Source organism: Shewanella sp. ISS20, assembly GCF_056522965.1.
Genome location: NZ_JAWRZK010000001.1, coordinates 1,704,826 through 1,731,682, shown reverse-complemented (window position 1 = coordinate 1,731,682; position 26,857 = coordinate 1,704,826). Strand labels below are relative to the sequence as shown.

The window sequence follows — 26,857 nt, the reverse complement described above, 5'->3', positions numbered from 1 at the left end:
AACCGTGAGATAGTTGTTTTAAGGTGCTTTTCTTTTATCCCTGTTTGTTTCTTGACCGCATAAATCTGGACTTAAGCAGCTTAATTCTTAGTGGGTTAACAAAGGTAGTGGTTTCAGTTTACAAATAATCTACTCATGCGGTTGCCCTGCATCTGTGGTTTGAATCATTGGTTTGAATCGATAGCTTGTATTGATAGTTTGCTCACCTGCGTTGATATTTTTATCGAAAGCCGCAGGCAAAAAAATGGCGACCAATTAGGTCGCCAACAGTTCAAAAATTCGGAACTAATGATGATTGCGCTAGAAATCATCTGAAGGGAGGATGATGAACGATGAAACACATTAAATGATTCGGTTCATATATTCAGACCGGGCTTATTAGGATTAGTTCAGCGAAAAAGAATAATTTTTTAATTTATTTTCAATTTATGACGGTTTTCTTTTTAAGTGTATGATTTTTAAGTTAAATATATTTGGTGGTATTTGCGGTTTATTATTGCCAGCCAATAATTTCTTGGCCAAAAAAAGCCATAAAAAAAAGCAACCGTTAAGGTTGCTTATTGACTCATAGTAAGTCGAGGGGGACCGCGCTAGAAGTCCCAGGGAGAATGATGAACACAAGAAACTAAATCTGTTGTTCATAGTATTTGAGTCATAGCTAAAGGTTTAGTTCACTACTGGATGCGTTTTTTTGATATTATTTTTTCACCATTGATTTGGTTATGTTTATTTTTAGAATTTTTAGCACAGCGACTTTTTAAAGTGATGGCAGACCATCGAGTGATGGCTTTTTTGTGATGGCAATATTCTTAAGTCAATTTTTTAGTCACGAACATAGTCGCTGTGATACTTGCGCTCGTTATTACCAACAGTCAGCGCCAATCAATATCTGCATTTTCTCGTTAACGTGAGAGTGGCGGTCTGGTTCCGAGGGAGAACTATTTTGATAGAAAACCAGCAATACCAAGATAACACTGAGCCTTTTTCTGGGGATTTTTCTGATTGGATCCAGACATTAACCTTACTGGATGGTGACGCCCAAGCTCAGTGCTTTGCCGAAATGCTCGATGAAGCTGAGCCGGGCTTTATCGCCTTGGCGCTGGAATCCTTACCGCGCGAGCAACGTCTTGACCGTTGGCAGCAAATTGATGGTTTGGCGCGAGTCGCTGTCCTGACTATGATGCGCTCCGATCCTCGACAGAGTATTTTGAATTTACTCGATGACGATGAGGTCGATTTACTCTTTGCGATGTTATCGCCAGAAGAGTTGATTGATTGGAGTGATACCCTCCCCGAAGCGTTAGTTGATCGCGCGCTGCAACAAATGGGCAATCGTCAGCGCGAACGCTATGAAATTTATGATCAATTTAACGAGTCACAAGTGGGTCGTTATGCTGATCACCGCATGTTAGTGCTCAGTGATTCCGCCAATGTGGCGCAGGCACAACGCTTTTTTCGCCGAATTGCCTTAGATTGCGGTGATAACGTGTTTATTACTGATATAGATGATAAATACATAGGAACTGTATCGCGGCAAATGATCTTTAAAGCCGATGGCGACGTTGCATTATTGAGCTTAATTGATGAAGATAAGCCGGTGTTAGCCGCCGACACGGGCCTGTTTGATGCCGCCGAATATTTGCAGCACAGCAATGAAACCGAAATGCCTATTTTAGCTGAAGACGGGCAATTGCTCGGGCGCTTGAGCTTACGCGTTGCGACCGAAATCATTCGTGAGCATTTAGAATCACAGTTAATGGCCGGCGCCGGTTTAAAAGAAGACAACGACTTATTTGCGCCAGTATTAAAGAGTGCGCAGCGGCGCGCAGTTTGGCTTGGGATTAACTTACTCACCGCCTTTTTAGCCTCAGCCACTATTAGCTTGTTTGAGCCAGTATTAGCTCAAGTAGTCGCTTTAGCGGTATTAATGCCTGTGGTTGCCTCTATGGGCGGTATTGCTGGCAGTCAATCATTAACCTTAATGATCCGCGGTATGGCCATGGGGCAAGTATCACGTGGTAACTTGTGGCCATTAATGCGCAATGAAATCGGCATCAGCATAGTTAATGGGGTGGTGTGGTCGATTGTGATTGCTTGTGTGGCGGCGTGGTGGTTTGCTGACCCCTCGTTAGGTTTTATTATCGGCTGCGCCATTATGATTAACTTGCTAGCTGCTGCTGCTTCTGGGGTGCTTATTCCGATGATTTTGGACAAATTTAACCAAGACGCTGCGCTTTCAGGTTCAGTCATTCTGACAACTGTAACTGATGTGATTGGCTTTTTTAGCTTTCTAGGTTTGGCGACTTGGATATATCTCTAAGGCAACAGTGAGTTTTTTGAGGTAAAGATGGTAGGCATTTGCTAGACTCTGCCATCATTTTTTTAGGCCCATTGTTGCGACGAGTTCACAATGTCACTTGCTGACCAATATACATACATTGAAACCCAAGATCTTGACTTAATAAGACAAGCTGCCGCCTTGATAGATAACCGCGATGACAATGCGCATCCCTTAGATCATCAAGGCTATTGTTTATCTCGAGCCGTCATAGTGGCGTTGGCCCCATCGGGGCAATTAGTCGGATGCGCGGCAATTAAACAAGGAAAGGGCGATGTAGCTGAAATGGGCTACTTAGTGGTTCACCCTGATTTCCGTCGCCAAGGGATAGCGCAGCGTTTAACGCAAGAGCGTGTTAGCAGGGCTAAAGCGTTAGGGATAAAGCTGTTGTGGGCGACAGTAAGAGATGAGAATCTTGCCAGCAAAGCCAATCTTAATAAAGCGGGCTGGCAATTCTGGCACAGTTTTTATAGTGCGCGTGGTACAGGTAATATTATTGATTGGTTTTATTTGCCCTTGCATGATGATGTTAATGTTGACGCCTTGATGCAGTCCTTAGTGGGCGACAGGCTTGTTGTTTCTTAATTGATTAACTGGGTTGCCTTAGTGTTAAACCTTGGCTGGCTTGATTGTTTTTCCGATACGCTCGCCAGAGCATAAGGTAAAATCGCGCTATTTTTCACATTGGATGTTTTGAGATTTTATGACACATTTTACTAAGCCATTGTTGCTACTTGCTTTCATGGCGCTACCTGCGTCAGCTGCTGAATTTAGTTTAGGGTTAAATGATGATGTGGTGGCTGCTGAGCTCAGCACGCAGATAGCCCAAAATGCCAATGTTGGCATTAATTACATTTATGGCGATAACGATGGTTATCTCTTGCAAGCCACCACTCATGTGACCCACGATGCGGGTGTTCATCACATGGAGTTTGGTCTGCAGTACTCGCAGTTATGGTCGCTCACTAGCCCTGATGGCAATATGTTAGCCATTGGTGGTCGATATGCCGTTGATTTAGGTTCTAAATTGTCTTGGCACGCGGCGGGTTACTATACGCCATCAGTATTGGCTTTTGGTAAGCTAGATGGTCATTACGAAGCCGATACTAAGATTCAATTTGACTTGACGCCGCAACTTGGTTTTTATGTGGGCTATCGCTATATGCGCTTTAAGTATGAGCGTGTGGCTGACAATACCTTTGACTCAAGTTTTTATCTTGGCATGAAAGTGCGATTCTAAGTTCAAATGATAAAGGCCAGTGCGAACACTGGCCTTTATCGTTTTAAAGCTGATTTTTTGAATTCTGAGATTGATAACAGCAATGATTTCAATCACTGCCATTTGAAGAATTAGTTTTTAGCGTTTTTTTGGTAAATGCCAATCTCCATATCATCAAAGTAACGTTTCTTTCCTGAGCGCTGTCTGGGTTTGATCTTCTTCTGCCGCCCCTTGCTTGTTTGTTCCCAAGGTTCCTGCTCATCGAAGTCTTTGTACTGAGACATATTTCTATCCAAAAAAATGCACTATTGCGTTAATAAGTTTATTTTTTTTAGAGGAACAGGAAAGTGATAAATTTTTGCTCTCAGCGATAATTTTTTTCACTGACTCAGCTAAGTAGCGATTTAACTGAGTCAGAGAGACGTTAATGGCGCTAATCATTCATTTCACTAGTCTTAACGCGCAAGTTAGCGTGAAGCTAGCTAACCATAACTATGTGGATTAGATGCGGCGCATACGGCACACAAACATAGCATCGCTATCGGCCTCATAAGGCCAAATAGTTAACATCTGACTGGCTTCACCTGTAAACGGGTGAGCTATGGTTTCAATGCTAAATTCAGGGTGCCGGGCTAAAAATGCCTTAACGACCAGCTCGTTTTCAGCCGCGGCCACAGAGCAAGTGGCATAGATTAAGACGCCGCCGCCTTTAACTGCGCGGCTACTGCGAGTCAAAATATCCAGTTGTAGCTGAGGCTTTTCATCAACCACGGCTTGAGTATCTAGCCAACGCATATCTGGGTTGCGTCGCCAAGTACCAGTGCAACTGCATGGGGCATCGACCAATACGCCATCAAAGCTGCCGGCTGCAACAGGTAATTCATCACTGCGCCAGCGAGCAATACTGATGTTATTAACCTTGGCACGTTTAGCGCGTTTGATTAATTCATCAAGTGCGTGCTGGCGAATATCAGAGGCCACTATGCTACCACCTTGGCCTTGCGCTTTCATTAACGATGCTAGCTGTAAGCTCTTGCCGCCGGCGCCACTACAAGCATCCCACCATTGTTGGTTAGGTTTTGGGGCACACACTTGGCCAATCACTTGTGAGGCTAAATCTTGAATCTCAATTTTGCCTTGTTGATAGTGGCTTATATCATTGAGGTTAATGCTTTTATGACCAAGGCTTAGGGCATCACTAAAACATTCGCTCGCCTTAGCATCAATGCCTTGCTGTTGTAATTCAGTGACTAAGCTCGCCACGCTAACGCCTTGAGCTCTAGCCCAAATTGGTGGCCGACTGGTCATAGCGGCGATTAAGCGGGGTTTATTGTGCTCACTAATTTCTGTGACTTGCCAAAACCATGCAGGAACTAGTTGCTCAAGAGTTAGCGTCACGCCGCTTGGCATGACTTGTTGTAACATTTGCGCTTTTTGATCAAGAGTCTCGCTTGGCATGTCGGGACATACAAATAAGTCACCTAACTCATGCCAGGCTGTGATTATGTCTTGCCAGGAATGTTGCTCTAACTGGGCGCAGCCACACAATTGCTGAAACCAAAACTTAGGTAATGGCGCTTGCTTACTGACTATTTCGCCATTTGAAAATTGTGCTAACCAACCCCACCATCTAAACATGCTAAATAAGCTTTCACGGATAACTCTTCTGTCTTTGGAACCATGTTTTTTGTTGTCACGAAAATACTGGCCAATCACCCGATCCGCGGGCAGATGAGATGCATGAATATCTGCAAATAAATGTGAAATAGTAACAGCGTAGCTGTAGGCGCGTTTGTGCGAACTCTGAGTAAGAGTTGGTGCGCTTGCAAGGGGAGTTGGATTGCCCATAAATGACCCAGTAACATTAGATGGACAGTCTTAGCTGCCCAAAGAAAATTTAATGGGCAATTGTAGCATTGCCAATAGTAAAGCTCACCCTTAGCAAGCCAGATAGCAAGATTTCTGCTGTTGCGATTTGAGCGTTACTTATATCTGGAGTTAACCCGTGTGTTTAGGGTTAGCGCTCTTTAGTCACTAGAGTCAGTGGCATGTTGGTCACGATACCATTGCCAAGCCTCATACTTAACGCCTTGATAATAGCAATAGCCTATGCTGCCACTGTCTTGATTTTCAATTTCATAGCGCCCGCCTTGTTCAAGACAAAATACCGCTGACGGATTTGCCATACCTATAGTGTTGGCGGGCTGAGTGGGTGTTTGGCTGCAAGCCGCAGTGAGTAAACCACACAGGCCTACTAATGCAATGGAGTGAGAATTAATCATAAGTTATCCTCGAAATGGCAGTAAATTCATGGGCTAAGCCGCCATAATAACAGGAGGTTGGCTGAAACTTTAATCAAAAATTTGATAGAAGCTTATGCTTTTTATCAGAAAAAATAGAGTAAAAACGTTAGATGAATCGCAATTAATGGCTATGTTTGTGCCGCATCACGTTCAAATCGGATATAATTTCCGTTTAATGTGTTTGTTTGAGGTTTTATCCATGTCTGCTATGCCAAATTGCCCTAAGTGCAACTCTGAATACACCTATTTTGATGGTAGCCTGTTCGCTTGCCCAGAATGTGCCCATGAATGGGTTGAAGGCGCTGAAACTGAGGCGACTGAGACTGAAAAAGTATACAAGGATGCTAACGGTGCTATCTTGCAAGATGGCGACACAGTGACTGTGATCAAAGACCTGAAACTAAAAGGTTCATCTTTAGTCGTTAAAGTGGGTACTAAAGTGAAGAATATCCGTTTAGTGGATAGCGATCACGATATCGACTGTAAGATTGATGGCTTCGGTGCCATGAAGTTAAAGTCAGAATTTGTTAAGAAAGTTTAACAATAAAAACGGGTCCCCATGGACCCGTTTTTTATGGGCAGATTTAAGTTATTAGCCCTATACTCGCGCCATTAAGCGTAAAGATTTGTTAGCTCAGTAATGGCTGTAATCGCTGGGCTATGCTGGCGATACTGGCGACATCGTGATTAATGCTCAGGCTGCGAAAGCCATCCCCTTTAAAGGCTCTATCGAGCTCAATTAACACATGAGTGACGTTGTGCGCTGGCACAAAGGATAGCTCGACTTCTTTCACGCCAAATAAGCTAGTACGCAGCGGTCGATATTCAAGTTCTTGATAGCAACCAGAAGCTGAGCGAAATTCGCGCGTATTTAAGTAACCTTTCTCAACGTCTGCTTTAAATAACTGATAGCCCGCATTATTCATGGCTTGCATAAAGGCGGTGGCGACCTCATTGGGGTAGATATACAGAGGGTCTTTGTCACTGGCATCAATCGCCATATCAATATTAAGGCCGGTAGCTAACCACACTTGCGACTGATTCACGCGGGTATCAAGTTGCGTCAGTGGGGTTTCTGGATGCAGAGTCGCTTTAAAGGGGATGCGGCGCTGCTCCTTAGGCGCAATAGTGAATTTGTCGCTAATATGCCAATTTTGCAGCATATGATTGGCAAAATGGTCGCCATTCTCACCTTCCACTTTTACCTTAGTCATTAAGGCGAGATCTAGGCCTGAAATCTCTTGGGCAACATCTCCGCCTATTACTAAAATTTCACCGCTGAATTCTTGTCCTGGATACAAATGCTCGGTATGCAATAAGGTATCGACCTTGGCCGAGCCTATACCAATGGATGCCAGTAATTTTTTAAACATCTCATACTCCTCAGTGTTATTAGTCACAGCCTAATGAAATGCGGCGACGCTGACTAGTACTAAGCGCGATAGTTTTCAATAAGATGATCTACATCGAGTTGAGATAGAGAGAGGAAAGTATAGATATAAAAAGAGCCAAGCATTAGTTGCATTGGCTCTGGTGTTGGTTGGCGTTAATGCATTAATCGTTTGATGTGATCAAAAATGGCTCTATTGCCGCGCCAAGCGATGATTGTCTAAGACATGCTCAAAATCACTGCGGTATGGATTAATGTCTAAACCACCGCGGCGGGTATAGCGCGCATAGACAGTTAACTTAGTGCAATGGCAAAACTGTTTTAAGTCCATAAAAATGCGCTCTACACATTGCTCATGGAACTCATTGTGTTGGCGGAAAGAAATTAAATAGCGTAATAATTTCTCTCTATCAATTTTAGGTCCTTGATAGCGCACCATCACGCTGCCCCAGTCGGGTTGTGAAGTAATTAAGCAGTTAGATTTCAACAAGTTAGAAGTAATGGTCTCTGCCACTACTTGCTTTTTATCTGTGCTATCACTGAGGTAGTTAGGATTAAAACTATAATCTGAGACTTCAATATCAAGCTCATCTATGCATTGGCCTGGTAATTCAACCACCCGCTGATGATTAAAGTGCTTAGGTTCAATGATAGTGACTTTTACAGGCTTACCGGCGCATCCACTTAAATCTTTGATTAACGTTTGTTGCAGCTCATCAACTGAGGCAAACTGAGTTTGATTAAGGCTATTAAGGTAGAGTTTAAACGACTTAGATTCGACTAAATTAGGGCTATCAACGGGCAGGACAAACTCGGCGATAGCAACCATAGGCTTGCCTTTAGCATTAAGCCAAGAAAGTTCATAACCCGTCCAGATATCTACCCCAGTAAAAGGTAATTCTGCTGTTAAGCCAATGGCTTGACGATTAAGGGCTCTTGGCACGCCTTGCAATAACTCTGGCGCATATTGGTCTTTATAGGTGGTCGCTTGACCTAAAGTTAATCCGGCGAGTTCCTTTGCGCCATGATATGGGTCGTTATGTCGTGTCATTAACAGGTATCCGTGTCAAAATATCGCTAAAGTATACTGCAAATTAGGAATGACTTCAGTGTCCTGTCATAGTCAATTACACGATTTTTTAAAGAGATACACCCACAGTTACCAAGAGCAAATGGGGGCGTTACCTCAGTGCTATCCCATGGATATGCCATCACCTTGCATGATTGAACCCTTACCGAGTGATGATTCTCGGGTGCATTGGCAGTGGCATGCGCAAGACCCACAGGCCAGCTTTAAAAATATTGAATTAGCCTTAGATATCAGCTTTTGGCCAGATATTGCCAGCTTTTACGGCAGTTTTTATGCAGGCACCTTGTATTTTCATAGCGAACAAGGCTCTGGCGAGTTATTGCAGACTTGGAGTGCCGACGACTTAGAGGCTCTGCAAAAAAATCTGATTGGCCATATCATGATGAAGCAAAAGCTCAAGCAGCCGCTGACATGGTTTATTGGCTTGTTAGCCGATGGCGATCATATGATTACCGTTAACAATCAAGATGGTAGCGTATGGACCGAAGTGCCAGGCCAGGAGCAAGAGCAAAAGTTAGCCTCAAGCTTGGCTGAGTATTTAACTCTGTTAACCCCGCGCGTAATGCTGCCGGTGGCGCCAGTTCATGAAGAAATGCCAGAACTTAGCCATCCTGGCATGATCAACCGCTTAAAAGTGATGTGGCACAATTTGACGGGTAAGCATTAATTTCCATGAATGGCTAGCGTTTGAAGTTACTGATGATCCCAAGATAAGTTAGACACTATGCGGCAATCATCGCAGCGAAAATGAAACATATCTAATAAGGGTTCAGATAACGCCCAATCAGGATTACCACAGCGAGGGCAGGGACGCTCACGCTCAGATTGTTTATCACTGCCGCCCACTCGGTACACATAATAATAAGTGGGGATTTTAGTTAAAAATTCAACGCGGCCACGTAAATCCCATCCTCGGCGAAATAAGTCACTATCTACAGTGGTGATTTCTTTTAAGGCTGCAAATTCAGCGGCGGTTGCTGCCGCCATTTGTAACTCATCACAAGCTTGCCATTCGGTTTGCCAGCGGATCATGCGTTTATGATCGCCATTAAAGGTGGCTGGAATTCGATACAAAGGAATAGGGCGCAGGTCATCGCCACTGCGAAGTGGTGAGCACATGTGTACATAACTGGTATAGAGTAACTGCCAGCTTGGCGTCTGCGTGCTGGTTTCTTCTGAATTTATGTCTTGGCCTATTAGCTTGGTTCTCGGCGCGAGTATTTTTGCCTCAGTTAAGTGGCTTAACGCTTGCTTCACCCATGGGCTATTGAAGCTGTAATGCAAGCTGTCTTCCTCTGGCAGCAGCAATCTCACTTTAAACTCACCGTCATTAAAGGCGATGGCAAACTCGCGTCCTAACACTTGGCCGTTGGCACGGTAGGCTTCTAATAAACCATTTATGGCTTGCTCAACCGCGGTAAAGCTAGTGTCAGCAAAACATTCAAATCTTAACTCTACGACAAACATTAGGCGCGCTGCTCCAGCTCAGTAATACGTTGTGTTAGTTTTTCTATCATGGTCGTCATGGCTAGTTGCTGCTGCTGTAACTCTGCTATTTGTTGCTCGAGTGACTGAGTCGGCGCCGCTTCAATAGGGTTGATTTGCGGCGCACTTGGTATTTGCGCGCGGCTCGTTATCTCATCACTCGCTAATTGTTTAAATGCCTGTAAGCCTTTAACTAATACTGGCATGGGCATTTTTATCTTAGCTTTTAATAAGGCTAAACTTGGGGTCTTGCCTGCTTGATGAAGTAAGCAGGCTTGATTGATCACTTGTTCGAGTGGGCTCATAAGAAATTGAGAGATAAAAATATAATGTCTAGCAGTTTATTGCATTGCGCGGCTTTGGTATAGCCGTTAGAAACTAACACAAAGTATTGGCTGACTAGGTATTAGGCTTACTTTATGAGTTAGCGCGAGTTAGCCTTGGAGTAAATTCGCCAGTTGATCGACCAGTTCACTCCAGTGGCCATCTGAGCTAATAGCTTCGGCTAAAAAACTTTGTTGTGATGGCGTCCAAAAATGGGCTTCATAAATGTACTCCCCCTGAGCCAAAGCGTGCTTGCCAATAAAGGTTTCAATCGCCAGTTCACTGGACTCAAGACCTAGCTGCTCAAATAAATGCCCTAAGCTTGGAATGGTTGTATCCATAGGAGCCTCAACAATTAAAATTAACTCATAGAGGGTAGCAGAATTAAGGCATCCAAGTGGAAGTCATAGCGCTCAATAACGAGTGAAACATTTTATTAACAACTAAAGAGATCCTTGCTAGAGTATTTGAAAAGCGAGGAGGTCCAAATGGAACAAGAATATCAACATCAATACCGTGTTATGTTTCTTACTGCCGATGATTTGCGCATAGCCGCATCGATAATTTATAACGCTTACCATGATGATCCTGTGTTTCGGGATGCGCTGTATTGCGGCAACGATCACCTCTACGAACAAAAGCTGCGCGGTGCCATCCGCGAAGAATTATCTGAATTATGGCAACAAGAGCAAACCTTAGCTGGTTTGTTTGACCAAGAGCGTCTTATTGGCGTGGTGTGCGTAGTTAATGCCGCCACCGCTGTCGGCCAGCATAAGTTTTGGCATTGGCGCTTCAAAATGTTGTTAAGCACTGGCTGGCAATCCACTCAGAAATGGTTGCACCGAGAGCAAGCCATTCATGATCATCTCCCGAGTGTAAATTCTGGTATTTTGCAATTTATTGCGCTCGCGCCCAGTGAGCAAGGCAAACAGCTAGCTGGCAAGCTCTTAGATGCCATCACCCATTGGTGCGACGAACAGCCAGATATTCAAGGCATAGGAGTGTTTGTTACCAATCAGCACCATGTCGAACTGTTTCATCAATACCAGTTTACCCATTTAACAGCGCTTGATATTGGTAATGTCAGCGGGGAGTTATTATTTTATGGCAACACCAACAGCTGAATCAGGCTCATTTACCAGTTTTGCTGAGTTCTATCCTTTTTATTTGTCGCAGCATCAAAACGGACGCTGCCGTCAATTGCACTTTTGTGGCAGTTTAGCTGTCATTATCCTATTGTTTTTGATGATCTTTTCTGGACAGTGGCATTTGGCTTGGTTACTGCTGTTGTTGGGGTATGGTCCCGCTTGGGTGGGGCATTTTTTGTTCGAGAAAAATCGACCTGCGACATTTAAGTATCCCTTTTATAGTTTGCTTGGGGACATGCTAATGTTTTGGCAGCTTGCTACTGGCAAAATAGCGTTTAAATAATCAAAAGTTAACGTGATGGCAATCACGCCCGCAACTTTGTAAGAGATGTCTTACATTGCTGTAGGTAAATAGCGACTTGACTATTCACGCATAAGAATAAGCTTATTATAAACAAGGGTTTAAGGTTGTTTTTTTAGAGGGTTTAAACTTTATATCTGTTTGCTTAAATTATGACCGCCTCGATTGCGATGTTTTCATTACACTTTGTAGGTATTGAAGCAAGGTGGCTTCAAAGTTATTTGTGGCGATGGCCTGCCAAAGACGAATTGCCGCGTGATGGATGTCACGTTTTAAAAGGATGCTATTTCAGGATGAAATAGATACTGGAAGTAATTAGCAATTCTGAATGACATGGAATGGGACTGGATACCCATACTGAGACCTAATGGATAGTCTCATGCTTGTAGGGCAACTAAAATAAACTTTCAGGATGACCAGGAAGCCTGCAGGATGCGTTAAGCAGCAAGCGACAGTTTATGGAATGAACGCCCAAGGATACTAACTTAGGTTAGCGCTTCTTATCAGGATGTAAGAAGGTTCAAGGATGAAAGTGGCAACACAAGGAATTTAAGGACAGTAGGGACACGGCTAGATGCCAAGACTACGCAAGGATGGTGCAGGGAGCACAATTTAGCGGGAAAGCTAACAAAGAGTAATATAAGAAAGGTGCAGAAATGCACCTTTTTTATTTTCCAAAAACGAACAAAAGCTTAACTTGCTCGCAATCTTGTGGGATATTGCTTACAAACGTGTGAGATTTTTGTATTTCTTTTAGTTAGCAACGGCGCATGCGTTAGATTTAATTGTTTAAAATCAGCCTTTTACATTTGTCTTTGTTTTTTTGCTTTGTTGTTGATAAAACAAATTTTAAAAACACGCTTTTTAAATAGTGGGTTTAAGTTAAAATTTTAATTGTCGAGAGATTAAGGAACATTCATCAGCAGGATAGCTAATCAATGGTTAGCAATGACAGATTTATCGGTGGTGTAGCGACAGTGATGTCACTGATTAACAAATGTTATGGCAAGGCCGCCGACAAGGATGATAACAGTCAGGATGACTGTACGCTAGGAAGCTCAATAAGGATATAGCTATTACTGGATGTAATAGTAAAGAAACCCAAGATGGGATTGGACACGCTCAGGAAAGAGCAAGCCCGCCAAAGGAAATGCCGGGAGTAAGGGAATACGTCTGAAAAGACAAGGAAAAAGACAATAGTCCAAGGATGATGCAGGAGCACAACGTTCGCATGGATGGAGCAGGGAGCACAATATAGCAGGATAGGCTATCACAAGGTGTACCGGGCGCGGCTTTTGCCGCGCCCTTCTTGTTTTTGGATTATGTACTCGCTTTGCTAAGCCCGCTCCATACGTCGTTAACGACAACTCCCTGAACTGCAATTACCTTTACTGCTACCGCCACCACCGCAGCCACCACCTATGCTACCTTTGGCGGTTGGCGCTTGATGCCACTCAGGCTCTGGGAAAATTGGCCACTGAATTTTAGTGATCCGCTTGCCATGCATCCAAACACTGGCTTGATATTGATTTATGCCATCGGTACTAAATTCCAATAAGTATTTAGTCTTCCAACAAATGCCACTGTGGCCACCTAGGCTTGGTTTAGCCGTTTCTTGCGCAAAAGCTAACAGTTGCACGTTTTGCTTGTGACATTCTTGCTCGGCAAATACTTTTGCTTGTTCCGCCATTTGGCGTAACTGCCAGAAGAAAGCGGCAATGACGCCGACTGCTAGCATTAATAATACGTCTGTCATCATGAGGTTGTCGCCTGAAATAGTCCGCCAATAGTGGCAGAAAGAGTTACGCTGCGTTTAGGATCTCTAAGTGCAGCAAGGCATGCGCTACGCAATTCAGGAATGGCCACAATATCAGCAAAAATCTGATTAAAAAAGTGTTGTTCTTGAGTGGCTAAGGCTTCTAGATAAATATTGAGAAGATGATCCTGTTTCAAAATACGCCAGTTACGGGCGGCAATGCTAATGAGTAAGCTTTGATTTAATCCGGGGTGGCTATTTAACGCCACCACAGCTTCACTACTTAATGGCACTGATGAAGCTAAGGCTTGTAAGAAATACTGCGCTTGATTGGTATTGGCCTGTAACTTATTCCAGATAACCTGTAATAAAGCGTTATCAAGTGATAAATGTTCTAGGCACTGACAGAGCGCGATATTCACTTCTAACGGCGCCCGCTGCAAGCCGTTAAGGATCAGCTGCTGATGGTATTGGTCTTGATGACGCACGCAGATATCCGCTAAGCCTTGCATGCCAAGCTTAGGCCATTCATCAAGAGGGATTTCAAGCGCTAAATAACTCACGGCCAATGGGTATTGGCTTGATGTTTCAATGGCGAGTTGCTGGCGCACTAATGCGTTGAAAATGGCCAGTTTAGTCTCGCTGGCTTTAAAGCTAAAAGGGTGATTGGCTAAACGCTCTTGTTGCTGCTCGCTAACTTCTGCATTGGGATTACTGCCAAACGCCTCTGCTACCATGTGTAAAAACTGCTGGGTTGCCGCACCGCTTAATAAACCGCGTTCATCGAGTGGAATTTTTAAAAACCAGATATAATGTTGCGCCGAGCTATTCCAAAACACTATGGCAAATCGGGCATGGCCTTGGATAGGGTAAGGATAAGGACAGTGTTGTTGTTCTATTTGGTCAAATGCCAAGGCATCAATATGTTGGACGCGCCGACCTAAATCGTAAACTTGATATTGAGTGCTAGCCGCATTAAAAAATTGCCCTAAGCTCGTGATCTCTTGCATATGTAATTCATCTTAACGTGATTATGGGCGGTATTATATGTCAAGCCAGCGTCAATGCTATACTGCCGGGCTGTTCAATTGCGATGTCACTCAAGCGCAAAAGGTGAATTATGTTACCCGTGCAAACCTCAGCTCATTTACAGCAATTACAAGCGTTAATGCAGGAGTTATCTCTGTGGCAAGCAACGCCTATTGATGAGTCCGCGTTATTAAGTTCCGCGCCTTTTGCCTGCGACACTATGTCGTTTGCGCAGTGGCTGCAGTTTATTTTCATCCCCAAAATGCAACAATTATTGGCCTTATGCCTGAGCTTGCCCGGCGCCATTGCTTTAGCGCCTATGGCTGAACAGGCGTGGCAAGGACAGGCGCAGTATTTACCATTAATTCAATTTTTACAGCAACTTGATGAGTATTTGTCATGATAAGTATACCTGCTGATAGCAGCGGAAATAGCACCGACTCTAACCTAGATGAATGGCAAGACGCTAATGCCCCCGTCATTTCTGTGTTGTATGAAGATGAGCATCTGGTAGCCATTCATAAACCCGCGGGTTTGTTGGTACATCGCAGTTATTTAGCGCGGCGCGAGATATATTTTGCTATGCAAATGACTCGTGATTTAGTGGGTTGCCATGTGTTTCCTGTGCATAGACTCGATAGACCTACTTCTGGAGTGCTATTGTTTGCTAAATCCAGTGAAGTGGCGCGCCTCTTGTGTGACCAATTTGCCGCCCATCAAGTCACTAAGACCTATTTAGCGTTAGTGCGCGGCAATATGCATGAGGCCGCTACCCTTGATTATCCGCTGAAAGAAGAGCTTGATAAGGTCGCCGATAAATTTGCCAATCCAGAAGGCCAATTTAAAGAAGCTATTACCCATTATCAGCCGCTTCTTAATGCTGAAATTCCATTTCAGTCAGACCGTTATCCGAGCAGTCGTTACGCGCTGGTGGCCTTAACGCCGCAGACTGGGCGTAAGCATCAATTAAGACGCCACTTGGCGCACTTACGCCATCCTATAGTGGGTGATACTACTCATGGTGATGGCAAACAAAACCGCTTTTTTAGAGAACATTTTCAACATAATAGGTTATGGTTGATAGCAAAGCGGCTTGAATTTATTCATCCTGTGACGCAAGAAGCTATGTCAATTACCACTGAACTTGAGCCAGAATGGCTGGAAGTGTTTGACGGCTTAGGTTGGGATGATGATAAAGTACAAGGCGATAATTTACTGCTAGCATAAGGGTTTACCAAGGAGGCGAACCATGAAAGTTAATCTAGTGTTTGGCACTGTGTATGGCAGCGCTCAAGCGGTTGCAGAAGAGTTAGTCGCGACTATTGAGCAAGCAGGCATAGTTGCTGAAATTGTTGAACATCAGCAGTTATCTTCATGGTTACCTGTCGCTGATAACCCTTTGTTAATTGTGACGTCAACTACAGGTCAAGGCGATGTGCCCGATGATATTGCGCCTTGGTTTCAGACATTAAAGCGCAATGCCCCCTATTTACCGGGCGTAAAGTATGCTGTGATTGCCTTAGGTGACTCTAGTTACGATACTTTTTGTGGTGCGGGTAAGCAGTTTGATGAGTTATTAAGTGAGCTTGGGGCGAGACGGTTATTAACGCGATTAGAGTTAGATGCCACTCAAACCATGACGCCCGAGCAAGATGCCATTAAATGGCTGCCAAAATTTATCAGCACTATTAAGAGCTAGACGTTCTCAATTACACTCATGCTAGCGTTAACAAAAAAGAAGGTAAGCCAATGGCTTACCTTCTTTTTTTGCTAATTAACTAATTCAATCAACTAGCTTAATCGATTAGGCGCAGCAGCTCGTTAATACCCACTTTAGCGCGAGTTTTAGCGTCTACTTTCTTAACTATGATGGCGGCATATAAGCTGTAAGTGCCACATTTAGACGGTAAGCTGCCAGAAACTACTACTGAGCCTGCTGGTACTCGGCCGTAATGCACTTCACCGGTTTCTCTATCGAAAATACGGGTGCTTTGGCCAATATAAACGCCCATAGAAATCACGGCGCCTTCTTCAACAATCACGCCTTCCACAATCTCAGAGCGAGCACCGATAAAGCAGTTGTCTTCAATAATGGTTGGGCCAGCTTGCAGCGGCTCAAGTACGCCACCAATGCCCACGCCGCCAGATAAATGCACGTTTTTACCGATTTGCGCGCAAGAACCTACCGTCGCCCAAGTATCAACCATAGAGCCTTCATCAACGCGAGCTCCTAAGTTGACATAAGATGGCATCAGTACGGTATTGCGAGCAATAAACGAGCCTTTTCTTACGGTTGCTGGCGGTACTACGCGAATGCCTTCTTGCTTGAAGCGTGCTTCATCGTAATCTGCAAATTTCAAGGCAACTTTATCAAAATATTTAGTTTCGCCGCCTTCAATAACTTGGTTTTCATAAATACGGAAAGACAGTAATACCGCTTTCTTCAACCACTGGTGGACATGCCACTTGCCATCAATCTTCTCAGCAACACGAACTTCGCCGCTATCAAGCATATTAATAACTTTATCAATGTCAGCACGCAGGCTTGGTGTTGCATTGGTCGGGGTAATATCTTGGCGCTCTTCAAAGGCTACCTCGATACGTTGGCGTAATGCCTCCATGGTATCGTCCTCAAACTTTAGGGAGTGGGTTGGGCTAGCACTGCGGTTAACGCGTCGCTTAGCTGGGTCTGTTGTGCCTCATTCAGCGCTTTGCCGTCTAAGGTCTGTAAAATAAATACGTCTTCAGCACGCTCGCCTATGGTAGTGATCTTGGCGGCCAATAAATTCACTTGGCAGCGATAGAAGGTTTCACCTACTTTGGCGAGCAGTCCGGGTGAATCGAGCGCGAATAACTCCAGCATACTTGTATCATGACGATTGCTCTTTAGAAAACTCACGCTGGTGGCAACCTTAAAAGGTTTCATCTTGCGCGGCAGTTTTCTAAAGGATGGCAACTTAGCGCTGGCATCTTTGGCCAGTGCTTTAACTAAGGTTTTTCTTATGCCTTGTATGCGCGCCAGTTGCTGAAGCGGGGCGCCATCTTGCTCTAAGATCACAAAGGTATCTAAGGCGTAATGGTCTTTACTGCTCATCACCAACGCATCATGGACGTTGATATTTTTATTGTCCAGCACTGCCATCACTGTGGCAAATAATTTTGGTTTGTCTGGGCAATAGATAAACAGTTCCGTGCCGCCGCGACTACTTTGCTTATTAATCAGCACTAAGGCCTCATCGCCCCTGTGCTTAAGAATACCTTCGGCATGCCAAATGATTTGGTTGAGGGTGTGGCGCAAAAAGTAGTCGGCCTTAAACCGCGCCCATAGTAGGTCGATTTCTTTATCTTTAAAACCGCGGCGAATAAGCTCTTTGCGGGCTTTCGCTTGGTTTTCTCGTAAGTGCGAGCGAATATCCACCGGCTTTTCATGGCCACGAGCCAAGGTTCTTTGGGTGGCAAAATAGAGTTCGCGCAGTAATGCACCTTTCCAATTATTCCAAATGGTGTCATTGGTAGCGCACATGTCGGCAACGGTTAAACAATAAAGGTAACTTAAGTGCACTGAGTCGCGTACTTTAGCGGCAAATTCCGCCACTATGTCTGGATCTGAAATATCACGGCGCTGCGCTGTCACTGACATTAATAAGTGATGCTGCACTAGCCAACTGACTAAGCGGCCATCGTGATCGTTAAGTTCATGGCGTTTACAAAAGATGAGCGCATCACTGGCGCCTAAGCTCGAATGATCGCCGCCGCGACCTTTAGCTATGTCATGGAAAATGGCGGCCAGCACCAATAAGCCTTTTTTAGGCAATTGATTGATGAGTACTGAGCCCAGTGGAAATTCATCTTTTTGATCGGGCTGCGAAAAGCGCTCGATATTACGCAATAACCTGTGGGTGTGCTCATCGACGGTATAGGCATGAAACAAGTCAAACTGCATTTGCCCTTCAATGGCGCGCCACTGCGGCAGATACGCAGATAAAACCCCGTATTTATGCATCATAGATAACGCGGGAATGCCGCGCGGATGGCGCAAAATTTCCATAAACACCTGACGACAAGCGGCATGCTCCATCAAAGGCATGGGCTGACTGCGACGCGCTAGGCGTAAACTGCGTAATGTTGGCGCATAAATTGCGGTGATATTGGAATTGCGGGCGCAGTGCAAAAACAACTTGAGAATGACGTGCGGCTCGCTAAAAGCATCCTGCGCTAAGGCTTCAATAAAGCGGCCGCGGCGCTGAAAATGGCTGTCTATTGGCTGAATTTCAAGATCTGGTTGCTGCGGCTGCACAGCGCGCTTAAATAATTGCAGTAACATGTCATTGAGTTCAATGACGCGGCGCACGCAGCGGTAATAGCGCTTCATCATTTGCTCAACGGCTAACTGAGTACCATCTTGGTAGCCCATGAGTTGCGCCACTTGCGGCTGTAAATCAAACAATAATCGGTTTTCATCACGATTACTGATTAAGTGCATGGCAAAGCGCAGTTGCCAGAGAAATGCGCGGCACTCTAACAGCTCATCTAATTCATACTGATGCAAAAAGCCGTGGTCGACTAAATCTTCAAGGTTCGCCGCATCAAAATAGCGCATGGCGACCCAAGCTATGGTTTGGATATCCCTAAGCCCGCCAGGGCAGGTTTTGATGTTGGGTTCAAGATCAAAGGCATTGGCCTTGTGATGACGCTGCAGTTGCTCCTCTTTTTTGGCTAACAGAAACTTTTGGGTCGGCCAAAAGGCTGCAGCGCGGATACTTTGCCTCAGCTCATTAAATACCGGCTCAGAACCAATGAGGAGGCGCGCTTCAATTAGATTGGTGGCGATAGTGACATCTTGCGCGCCAAGCTCCAACGTTTGCGCAAATGTGCGCACACTGTGGCCGATTTCAAGGCCTGCGTCCCACAGGTAAGTAATAAACTCAGATAAGCTGACTTCATTGGCAGGGGAGATCGGCGCTTCAAGCAAAAACAGTAAATCTATGTCAGAGCATGGGTGCAGTTCTCTGCGCCCATAGCCGCCGACAGCAATCAGGGATAGCGGTTGTGAATCCAGACCTAAGGCCTGCCATTGGCGGCGCAATAAATCATCAACAAAATCACTGCGAGTATGAAGTAGCGCACTGATATCACCTTCGCGATTAAACGCTTGGCGTAATACTTGATTGTGCGCTTGTAATTGCAGTTTAGTGCTGAGTGCTTGATTCATTCGCTATCCCTGAATTAAGTTTAGTGGCTGATAATGCGTGGGAAGTTTTCATCGCTGCGCAGAGTCAAGACTTCAACGCCGTTGTCAGTCACTAGTAGTGTGTGTTCCCACTGGGCCGAATTTTTGCCATCAGAGGTAGTGACAGTCCAGCCATCTTTTTGATCTAATTTGGTTTTGTAGTTACCAGCATTGATCATTGGCTCAATGGTAAAACACATGCCAGCGCGCAGCACTGTCTTGTCATTATTTTTGTAATGCATGACCTGCGGCTCTTCATGAAAACCTGCGCCAATGCCATGGCCACAGTAGTCGGCGACTATGCTGTATTTCTCAAGGCCAGTTTTCTTACCCTTGATGCACTTTTCAATCACAGTGCCAATCTCGCCTAGCTTGATACCTGGGCGCACGATTTTGATGGCTTCATACAGGCTTTCTTGCGCCACGCGGCATAAGCGCTTGTCTTTCGGGCTCACGTCACCGATTAAGAACATTTGCGAGGTATCGCCATGGTAACCGTCTTTAATGACAGTGATATCTATGTTGATGATGTCGCCATCTTTCAGAGCGCGATCGCTTGGAATGCCATGACAAATAACGTCATTGATTGAAGTACAGATAGACTTTGGAAAACCGTGATAGTTGAGTGGAGCAGAAATTGCGTCTTGTTCTTCAGTGAACTTAGCACAAATGGCATTGAGTTCATTGGTGGTAACCCCTGCCTTGATAAAGGGAGCTATCATCTCCAATACATCGGCCGCCAATTTGCCTGCAGCACGCATTTTTTCAATTTCTTCGGCAGTTTTGATAACAATACTCATGGACATTTCTCTTACGGTTTGACTACGATTGGCGGCGAAATTTATGGCTAAAAATTTGTGTCTAATCCATAAATATGGTATAAAGCGCGCCGTCTAGTGATATCTCTTCGGACGTTGCCGCAACTTGAGTTATTGAAACGTTAGTCTCTACTTAATGAGTTTCTCATGTAAGTAGTAGCAACGGCTTAACCAATCCAAGTTACCCAACTTAGTTGAAGAGTAAACGATGACGGCCATTATACATGGCAATTAACTCAATACGAAATCACACACGTATCGACACATGCATCGGGGTGCTGCAACAGTAATGTTGTGGTCGATGGGATGGGATACGTGGAGGTTTAACCCCAACCATTTTAAGGTAAATAAAATGACTACTGTTTCAATGCGCGACATGCTGCAAGCTGGTGTACACTTCGGTCACCAAACCCGTTACTGGAACCCTAAGATGAAGCCATTCATCTTTGGACCACGCAACGGTGTACACATCATCAACTTAGAACACACTGTACCTATGTTCAACGAAGCGCTGGCTTTCATCAGCAACGTTGCTTCTAAGAAAGGTAAAGTATTGTTCGTTGGTACTAAGCGTGCCGCTAGCGAAGCCATCAAAGAAGCTGCTATCTCTTGTGACCAGTACTACGTTGATAACCGTTGGTTAGGCGGCATGCTGACTAACTGGAAAACTGTTCGTCAGTCAATCAAGCGTCTGAAAGAACTGGAAACCCAATCTGTAGATGGTACTTTTGACAAGCTGACCAAGAAAGAGGCGCTGATGCGTACTCGCGAACTGGCTAAGCTGGAAAAATCTTTAGGTGGTATTAAGAACATGGGCGGTCTGCCTGACGTTCTGTTTGTGATCGGTGCTGATCACGAACATATCGCTATCAAAGAAGCTAACAACCTGGGTATTCCAGTTGTTGCTGTTGTTGATACTAACTCTGCACCAGACGGTGTTAACTACGTCATCCCTGGTAACGACGATGCTATGCGTGCTATCAAGCTGTACACCTCTTCTGTTGCTGCTGCTGCAAATGCTGGCCGTGGTCAAGATCTGGCTGTTCAAGCTGAGCAAGACGGTTTCGTTGAAGCCGTATAATAAGGCGTGATGCTTAGGCATCTCCCTTATTAACCAATGTGTTAATTGGTTAACAGGGGCCGTTAGGCCCCTGTTTTATATCTGCAAAATATGTCGAATTTTCTATAGAGGACTTAACAATGGCAATTACTGCTGCCCAAGTTAAAGAACTGCGCGACCGCACTGGCGCTGGCATGATGGACTGTAAAAAAGCCCTGACTGAAACCAACGGTGATATCGAATTAGCGATTGATAACATGCGTAAGAGCGGTGCTGCCAAGGCTGCTAAGAAAGCGGGTAACATCGCTGCTGAAGGTACTATTCTGATCAAGAATGGTGAAGGTTACGCAGCTCTGGTTGAAGTTAACTGTCAAACTGACTTCGTAGCTAAAGACGGTAACTTCTTAGCATTCGCTAACGAAGTACTGGACGTTGCTGCAGCATCTAAAGTCACTATCGAAGACCTGAAAACACAGTTTGAAGAAGCTCGTGTTGCTCTGGTTACTAAGATTGGCGAAAACATCAACGTACGTCGTGTTGAGTATATCGATGGCGCTAACCTGTCTTCTTACCGTCACGGCGACCGTATCGGTGTTGTTGTAGCTGGTACTGCTGATGAAGAAACTCTGAAGCACATCGCTATGCACATTGCTGCTTCTAAGCCAGAATTCGTTAACCCAGAAGACGTTCCAGCTGATTTAGTCGCTCGTGAACAGACTCTGCAAATCGAAATCGCTATGAACGAAGGCAAGCCACAAGAAATCGCTGAAAAGATGGTTCTTGGTCGCATGAAGAAATTCACCGGTGAGATCTCTCTGACTGGTCAAGCTTACATTATGGAACCAAAGAAAACTGTTGGTGAAATTCTGAAAGCTAAAGGTGCTACAGTCACTACTTTCATCCGCATGGAAGTTGGCGAAGGCATCGAGAAGAAAGAAGAAAACTTTGCTGCTGAAGTAGCGGCTCAACTCGCAGCGAATAAAAAGGCTTAATAGCCAACGCTAAGACCTTTAAGACCGCAGCAGCCGCTGCGGTCTTGTTATGACCGAGACTAAAAATATGAGCACCAATCCAAAACCTGCATTTCGTCGAATTCTTCTTAAGTTAAGTGGTGAAGCCTTAATGGGCGATGAGGGCTTCGGTATTGATCCGAAGGTTCTTGACCGTATGGCGCAAGAAGTGAAAGAGTTAGTGGAGCTGGGTATTCAAGTTGGCGTGGTCATAGGTGGCGGTAATTTATTCCGCGGTGAAGGCTTGGCTAAAGCTGGCATGAACCGAGTGGTCGGCGACCACATGGGCATGTTGGCCACAGTGATGAATGGCCTGGCCATGCGTGATGCGCTGCACCGTGCTTATGTGAACGCTCGCCTGATGTCGGCAATTCCTCTGAACGGTGTATGTGACCGTTATAATTGGGCGGAAGCTATCAGCTACCTGAAATCTGGCCGAGTGGTAATTTTTGCCGCCGGTACAGGTAACCCATTCTGTACTACTGATACTGCAGCCTGTTTACGCGGCATTGAAATTGAAGCAGAAGTAGTATTGAAAGGCACCAAGGTTGACGGTGTATACTCTGAAGACCCAATGAAAAACCCAGATGCTGTTAAGTATGATGTGCTTGGGTACAATGAAGTTTTAGAAAGAGAATTAAAAGTCATGGACTTAGCAGCCTTTACTATGGCCAGAGACCATGACATGCCTATTTTAGTGTTCAATATGAACAAGCCTGGAGCGCTTCGCCGCGTGGTCATGGGTGAAGAAGAAGGCACTTTGATCAAAGCGAAGTAATGACTTAAAGGATAATTATCGTGATTGCAGATATTCAAAAAGATGCCCAAGAGCGCATGGGTAAATGTGTTGAGTCAATGAAAGGCCAAATGAGCAAGGTTCGTACTGGTCGTGCTCACCCAAGTCTGTTGAACTCAATTCAAGTGTCTTACTACGGTACTATGACCCCACTGAACCAAGTGGGTAACGTGAGCATTGAAGATTCTCGCACTCTGTCTGTGAGCGTATTCGATCGCAGCATGATCCAAGCCGTAGAAAAAGCCATTATGTCATCTGATTTGGGTCTGAACCCAATGTCAGCGGGCAGCAACATTCGTATTCCTCTGCCAGCTCTGACTGAAGAGCGTCGCCGCGATTTAGTTAAAGTGGTACGTGCTGAAGCCGAACAAGGCCGAGTGTCAATTCGTAACGTGCGTCGTGACGCTAACTCTGATGTTAAAGCATTAGAAAAAGCCAAAGAATGTACTGAAGATGATGTACGTCGCAGCGAAGATGACATTCAAAAAATGACCGATACCTACATCAAGAAGATTGATGAAGTGTTAGCGGCCAAAGAAGCTGAGTTGATGGAAGTCTGATTCAACACCTAACTCACTAGAGTTGATACGCCGTGTAGCGTTATACTACACGGCGTTTGTTTATTTTAAGGGTTGTGAGAGATGTCATCCACTACGAGTCAGAATGCTTTAGATAGCTTACTGGCATCAGATATGCCTGGTGAGTTACCTGAATTAGTCGGCTTGGCCATTCCGCGCCATGTAGCCATCATAATGGACGGTAACGGTCGCTGGGCACAGGCAAAAGGTCAGCCACGCGTCATGGGGCACCGAGCTGGTGTCAAAGCAGTACGCCGTGCTGTGACTACCGCCAAACAATTGGGTGTACGTTCGTTAACCTTATTTGCCTTTTCATCAGAAAACTGGCGTCGCCCAGATCAAGAAGTCACCTTACTAATGGAATTGTTCTTCACGGTACTTCAACGTGAAATCAAGCTATTACATAAAAATGGTGTGCGCCTTAATATCATTGGCGATACTAGCCGTTTCTCTGCTAGGTTACAGCAACAAATTTTAACGGCGCAGCAGCAAACTGCAGATAACAATGAATTAATCCTCAATGTTGCAGCTAACTACGGCGGACGTTGGGATATTTTACAAGCCGCGCAAAAGTTGGCTGAGAAAGTCCAGTCAGGCACCATGTCTGCGGATGAGTTTTCTGAAGAAGCCTTAGCACAGCATTTGTCGATGCAAGGGCAAGACGATGTCGACTTAATGATCCGCACTGGCGGTGATTTTCGGATTAGTAATTTTATTTTATGGCAAGCTGCCTATGCTGAGTTAGTGTTTACTGACTTGTTGTGGCCAGATTTCAATGAAGCTGCTTTCCATCACGCGGTCAGCGTGTTTAGTGGTCGGCAACGTCGTTTCGGTTTGACGGGAAGTCAGATTGAAGCCATCAAGACATCAGGTTAATTTTTTGGCAATTTTGCCACCTGAGACAGCAATTAAGTGAGGGAGTCTCTTGCTAAAACAACGAATTATAACAGCATTATGGTTAGTGCTTTTAGTGCTTGCGGGTATCTTTTTATTGTCACCTGCCTACCTAGCTTGGGTATTAGTCCCAATTTTCTTAATCGCCGCCAAAGAGTGGGGCGCACTCATTGACCCTGAGTGCAACGTCACTCAGTGGAGCTTTACTGTCACCATAGGCATTTTGCTTACCACCATTAATTATATTGTCCCAACAACGGCTATCTGGAATGGTGGTTATTTGCACCCTGTCTATCAGGGCATTTTGGGTCTTGGTGCCATTTGGTGGGTTGTAGCGACGGTTTTGGTGGTTATCTATCCAAAAGCTAAAGCGACTTGGGCTAAAAGCCCAATGCTTAAGTCTATGTTTGGCCAGCTAACTTTAGTTCCTTGTTTTGCAGCGTTAATGGCGCTTGAATCTCTGAGCTTAGGCCGCGATCCTTATTTCGGTGGCACCTTAGTATTGCTGGTGATGCTGACCGTATGGGCAACGGATACTGGCGCTTATTTTGCGGGTAAAAACTTTGGCAAACATAAGCTAATGCCAAATGTTAGCCCAGCCAAAACCATTGAAGGTTTAGTGGGGGGTTTAGCCGCAAGCTTACTGGTCGCAGTCGCTGTTATGTATTTATCACCGCAGCAAGAATGGCCGTTAGTAGTCTTAGTGACCTTGTTCACCGCCTTATCGTCTGCTGTCGGTGATTTATCAGAAAGTATGTTTAAGCGCGCCGCCAACATTAAAGATTCAGGCACTATTTTGCCAGGTCACGGCGGGATTTTAGATAGAATCGACAGCCTAACTGCGGCGTTGCCGGTATTTACCTTAATTTATATCGCATTCTGGATGTAGTGATATGCAAAATATGGTGATTTTAGGGGCGACAGGCTCCATTGGTGCCAGCACTTTAGCTGTGATTGCTACCAATGCTGCCGCTTACCGCGTGTATGGTTTAGTGGCAAATTCAAGCGTTGCTAAGATGCTTGAATTATGTGTGGTTCATCAGCCTGTGTATGCACATATGGTTGATGAAACCGCAGCTAACGCCTTAAAAGAGGCGTTGCCAAGTAATTGCGTTACCAAAGTCACCACAGGGGAGGAGGCGTTACTTGAGTTAGTAACGCGCGCCGAAACCCAAGTGGTCATGGCGGCCATTGTTGGCGCCGCAGGCTTAGTGCCAACCTTAGCGGCTGTTAATGCGGGCAAACGCGTATTGCTGGCTAATAAAGAAGCCTTAGTCATGAGTGGCCAGCTATTTATTAATGCTGCGCGTGCCAGTGGCGCGGTAGTGCTGCCGGTAGATAGTGAACACAATGCTATTTTCCAGTGTTTGCCTAGCCAAGTGCAGCAAAGCTTAGGCTATTGCAACCTCGATGATCACGGTATTTCTCATATCTTATTAACGGGTTCTGGCGGTCCATTTTTAACTAAGCCGTTAGCAGAACTTGCAAGTGTTACTCCAGCGCAAGCATGTAAACATCCAAATTGGTCAATGGGTCCTAAAATCTCAGTGGATTCTGCCACTATGATGAATAAAGGTCTGGAATACATTGAGGCCCGCTGGTTATTTAATACCCGTCAAGATCAACTTGAAGTGGTAGTGCATCCGCAAAGCGTTATTCACTCTATGGTGCAGTATCGTGATGGCTCTGTGATAGCGCAGATGGGTAACCCAGATATGCGCACGCCAATTGCCAATTGCATGGCTTATCCCCACAGAATTGCTGCGGGCGTTGAACCTTTAGATTTCTTCAAGGTCGGACAGTTAAGTTTTGTCGAGCCTGATTATGATCGCTTCCCGTGTTTAGCACTCGCCATCGAGGCCTGCCATTTAGGCCAAGAGGCCACGACTGTGGTTAATGCGGCGAATGAAATGGCAGTAGCGGCATTTTTGGCAGGACAAATCAGTTTTACCGATATTGCCAAGATTAATGAAGCGAGTCTTAAACGCTTACATAGCGGCAAACTCAATACCTTGGAAGATATCTTAGCTTTAGATAAGCAAGCTCGAATTTATGCCCAAGAGGCCATCAATAAGTAAGGGAATAGGA

At 45.0% G+C, this 26,857-nt stretch carries 30 protein-coding genes; 17 read left to right on the top strand and 13 right to left on the bottom strand.

All coding sequences use genetic code 11. From position 1 onward, the window contains the following. Positions 1-943: 943 nt before the first annotated feature. The 3 genes from AC1HDP_RS07915 to AC1HDP_RS07905 all read left to right on the top strand — a co-directional run bounded on the left by AC1HDP_RS07915 (position 944) and on the right by AC1HDP_RS07905 (position 3,578). A complete protein-coding gene (locus AC1HDP_RS07915) occupies positions 944-2,320 on the top strand; it encodes a magnesium transporter (protein WP_479638339.1) in 1,377 nt (458 codons plus the stop codon). Between the two features lie 90 nt (positions 2,321-2,410). After that, positions 2,411-2,923, top strand: coding sequence for a GNAT family N-acetyltransferase (locus AC1HDP_RS07910; protein WP_479638338.1), 513 nt, complete (start codon positions 2,411-2,413; stop codon positions 2,921-2,923). 118 nt (positions 2,924-3,041) lie between these two features. Beyond that, positions 3,042-3,578: a YfaZ family outer membrane protein gene (locus AC1HDP_RS07905; protein ID WP_479638337.1), complete on the top strand. Its 537-nt coding sequence runs from the start codon at positions 3,042-3,044 to the stop codon at positions 3,576-3,578. Between the two features lie 110 nt (positions 3,579-3,688). On the opposite strand, the gene AC1HDP_RS07900 is transcribed toward AC1HDP_RS07905, so the two are convergent. From AC1HDP_RS07900 to AC1HDP_RS07890, 3 genes are all read right to left on the bottom strand, one after another. Next, positions 3,689-3,841 (bottom strand): hypothetical protein, encoded by a 153-nt coding sequence (locus tag AC1HDP_RS07900; RefSeq protein WP_479638336.1) that lies wholly within the window; start codon positions 3,839-3,841, stop codon positions 3,689-3,691. Positions 3,842-4,058: 217 nt separating this feature from the next. After that, positions 4,059-5,405, bottom strand: a complete 1,347-nt coding sequence (locus AC1HDP_RS07895; protein WP_479638335.1) for an RsmB/NOP family class I SAM-dependent RNA methyltransferase — start codon at positions 5,403-5,405, stop codon at positions 4,059-4,061. A 179-nt stretch (positions 5,406-5,584) separates the two neighbouring features. Then, positions 5,585-5,839: a putative hemolysin gene (locus AC1HDP_RS07890; protein ID WP_479638334.1), complete on the bottom strand. Its 255-nt coding sequence runs from the start codon at positions 5,837-5,839 to the stop codon at positions 5,585-5,587. 220 nt (positions 5,840-6,059) lie between these two features. Between AC1HDP_RS07890 and AC1HDP_RS07885 the strand changes: the two genes are divergently transcribed. Further along, entirely contained in the window at positions 6,060-6,401 is a 342-nt protein-coding gene (locus AC1HDP_RS07885; protein WP_140933284.1) for a zinc ribbon domain-containing protein YjdM, read from the top strand. 88 nt (positions 6,402-6,489) lie between these two features. On the opposite strand, the gene AC1HDP_RS07880 is transcribed toward AC1HDP_RS07885, so the two are convergent. Then, positions 6,490-7,233: a sporulation protein gene (locus AC1HDP_RS07880; protein ID WP_479638333.1), complete on the bottom strand. Its 744-nt coding sequence runs from the start codon at positions 7,231-7,233 to the stop codon at positions 6,490-6,492. A gap of 210 nt (positions 7,234-7,443) precedes the next feature. Further along, complete coding sequence (gene queF, locus AC1HDP_RS07875) at positions 7,444-8,301, bottom strand: NADPH-dependent 7-cyano-7-deazaguanine reductase QueF (protein ID WP_479638332.1); 858 nt, start codon at positions 8,299-8,301, stop codon at positions 7,444-7,446. 49 nt (positions 8,302-8,350) lie between these two features. Here queF and syd point away from each other — a divergent pair, with 49 nt between their 5' ends. Continuing rightward, positions 8,351-9,007, top strand: a complete 657-nt coding sequence (syd, locus tag AC1HDP_RS07870; RefSeq protein WP_479638331.1) for a SecY-interacting protein — start codon at positions 8,351-8,353, stop codon at positions 9,005-9,007. Between the two features lie 26 nt (positions 9,008-9,033). Here syd and AC1HDP_RS07865 read toward each other — a convergent pair whose 3' ends face one another. The 3 genes from AC1HDP_RS07865 to AC1HDP_RS07855 form a co-directional block, all read right to left on the bottom strand. Beyond that, a complete protein-coding gene (locus AC1HDP_RS07865) occupies positions 9,034-9,807 on the bottom strand; it encodes a Zn-ribbon-containing protein (RefSeq protein WP_479638330.1) in 774 nt (257 codons plus the stop codon). After that, on the bottom strand, positions 9,807-10,130 hold the full coding sequence (locus tag AC1HDP_RS07860; protein WP_479638329.1) for a hypothetical protein: 324 nt from the start codon (positions 10,128-10,130) through the stop codon (positions 9,807-9,809). Before AC1HDP_RS07860 ends, AC1HDP_RS07865 begins: the two co-directional genes overlap by 1 nt. Before the next feature lie 129 nt (positions 10,131-10,259). Further along, positions 10,260-10,490, bottom strand: a complete 231-nt coding sequence (locus tag AC1HDP_RS07855; RefSeq protein ID WP_140933278.1) for a DUF2789 family protein — start codon at positions 10,488-10,490, stop codon at positions 10,260-10,262. A gap of 147 nt (positions 10,491-10,637) precedes the next feature. Here AC1HDP_RS07855 and AC1HDP_RS07850 point away from each other — a divergent pair, with 147 nt between their 5' ends. Further along, on the top strand, positions 10,638-11,273 hold the full coding sequence (locus tag AC1HDP_RS07850; RefSeq protein ID WP_479638328.1) for a GNAT family N-acetyltransferase: 636 nt from the start codon (positions 10,638-10,640) through the stop codon (positions 11,271-11,273). Further along, complete coding sequence (locus AC1HDP_RS07845) at positions 11,254-11,580, top strand: Mpo1-like protein (RefSeq protein WP_479638327.1); 327 nt, start codon at positions 11,254-11,256, stop codon at positions 11,578-11,580. The genes AC1HDP_RS07850 and AC1HDP_RS07845 overlap by 20 nt, the downstream gene beginning before the upstream one ends. A 1,375-nt stretch (positions 11,581-12,955) precedes the next feature. On the opposite strand, the gene AC1HDP_RS07840 is transcribed toward AC1HDP_RS07845, so the two are convergent. Further along, on the bottom strand, positions 12,956-13,357 hold the full coding sequence (locus AC1HDP_RS07840) for a DUF3301 domain-containing protein (RefSeq protein WP_140933275.1): 402 nt from the start codon (positions 13,355-13,357) through the stop codon (positions 12,956-12,958). Beyond that, positions 13,354-14,364, bottom strand: coding sequence for a DUF3549 family protein (locus tag AC1HDP_RS07835; protein ID WP_479638326.1), 1,011 nt, complete (start codon positions 14,362-14,364; stop codon positions 13,354-13,356). The genes AC1HDP_RS07840 and AC1HDP_RS07835 overlap by 4 nt, the downstream gene beginning before the upstream one ends. 110 nt (positions 14,365-14,474) lie before the next feature. Here AC1HDP_RS07835 and AC1HDP_RS07830 point away from each other — a divergent pair, with 110 nt between their 5' ends. From AC1HDP_RS07830 to AC1HDP_RS07820, 3 genes are read left to right on the top strand one after another with little or no spacing between them, the layout of a single operon-like run. Continuing rightward, a complete protein-coding gene (locus AC1HDP_RS07830; RefSeq protein WP_479638325.1) occupies positions 14,475-14,786 on the top strand; it encodes a YqcC family protein in 312 nt (103 codons plus the stop codon). Beyond that, positions 14,783-15,610 carry a tRNA pseudouridine(65) synthase TruC gene (gene truC, locus AC1HDP_RS07825; RefSeq protein ID WP_479638324.1) on the top strand — a complete coding sequence of 276 codons (828 nt, stop codon included), beginning with the start codon at positions 14,783-14,785 and terminating at the stop codon, positions 15,608-15,610. Before AC1HDP_RS07830 ends, truC begins: the two co-directional genes overlap by 4 nt. Positions 15,611-15,632: 22 nt before the next feature. Further along, positions 15,633-16,082, top strand: coding sequence for a flavodoxin (locus AC1HDP_RS07820; protein WP_479638323.1), 450 nt, complete (start codon positions 15,633-15,635; stop codon positions 16,080-16,082). Between the two features lie 97 nt (positions 16,083-16,179). On the opposite strand, the gene dapD is transcribed toward AC1HDP_RS07820, so the two are convergent. Genes dapD through map form a run of 3 tightly spaced genes read right to left on the bottom strand, consistent with a single transcriptional unit; the run spans position 16,180 to position 20,413 of the window. Beyond that, entirely contained in the window at positions 16,180-17,004 is an 825-nt protein-coding gene (dapD, locus tag AC1HDP_RS07815) for a 2,3,4,5-tetrahydropyridine-2,6-dicarboxylate N-succinyltransferase (RefSeq protein ID WP_479638322.1), read from the bottom strand. Between the two features lie 17 nt (positions 17,005-17,021). Continuing rightward, entirely contained in the window at positions 17,022-19,595 is a 2,574-nt protein-coding gene (gene glnD / locus AC1HDP_RS07810; RefSeq protein ID WP_479638321.1) for a bifunctional uridylyltransferase/uridylyl-removing protein GlnD, read from the bottom strand. Between the two features lie 20 nt (positions 19,596-19,615). Continuing rightward, positions 19,616-20,413 carry a type I methionyl aminopeptidase gene (map, locus tag AC1HDP_RS07805; protein WP_140933268.1) on the bottom strand — a complete coding sequence of 266 codons (798 nt, stop codon included), beginning with the start codon at positions 20,411-20,413 and terminating at the stop codon, positions 19,616-19,618. 370 nt (positions 20,414-20,783) lie between these two features. Here map and rpsB point away from each other — a divergent pair, with 370 nt between their 5' ends. The 7 genes from rpsB (at position 20,784) to ispC (ending at position 26,847) form a co-directional block, all read left to right on the top strand. Continuing rightward, a complete protein-coding gene (rpsB, locus tag AC1HDP_RS07800; protein WP_479638320.1) occupies positions 20,784-21,512 on the top strand; it encodes a 30S ribosomal protein S2 in 729 nt (242 codons plus the stop codon). A 119-nt stretch (positions 21,513-21,631) separates the two neighbouring features. Then, positions 21,632-22,483 carry a translation elongation factor Ts gene (tsf, locus tag AC1HDP_RS07795; RefSeq protein WP_479638319.1) on the top strand — a complete coding sequence of 284 codons (852 nt, stop codon included), beginning with the start codon at positions 21,632-21,634 and terminating at the stop codon, positions 22,481-22,483. Positions 22,484-22,550: 67 nt separating this feature from the next. After that, positions 22,551-23,279 (top strand): UMP kinase, encoded by a 729-nt coding sequence (gene pyrH / locus AC1HDP_RS07790; protein ID WP_479639852.1) that lies wholly within the window; start codon positions 22,551-22,553, stop codon positions 23,277-23,279. Positions 23,280-23,335: 56 nt separating this feature from the next. After that, a complete protein-coding gene (gene frr / locus AC1HDP_RS07785; RefSeq protein WP_479639851.1) occupies positions 23,336-23,857 on the top strand; it encodes a ribosome recycling factor in 522 nt (173 codons plus the stop codon). A gap of 81 nt (positions 23,858-23,938) precedes the next feature. Continuing rightward, complete coding sequence (uppS, locus tag AC1HDP_RS07780) at positions 23,939-24,751, top strand: polyprenyl diphosphate synthase (RefSeq protein WP_479638318.1); 813 nt, start codon at positions 23,939-23,941, stop codon at positions 24,749-24,751. 49 nt (positions 24,752-24,800) lie between these two features. Further along, the gene (locus tag AC1HDP_RS07775; RefSeq protein ID WP_479638317.1) at positions 24,801-25,658 is read left to right on the top strand and encodes a phosphatidate cytidylyltransferase; all 858 of its coding nucleotides are present in this window, start codon (positions 24,801-24,803) and stop codon (positions 25,656-25,658) included. Between the two features lie 4 nt (positions 25,659-25,662). Further along, complete coding sequence (ispC, locus tag AC1HDP_RS07770) at positions 25,663-26,847, top strand: 1-deoxy-D-xylulose-5-phosphate reductoisomerase (RefSeq protein ID WP_479638316.1); 1,185 nt, start codon at positions 25,663-25,665, stop codon at positions 26,845-26,847. Positions 26,848-26,857 lie beyond the last annotated feature (10 nt).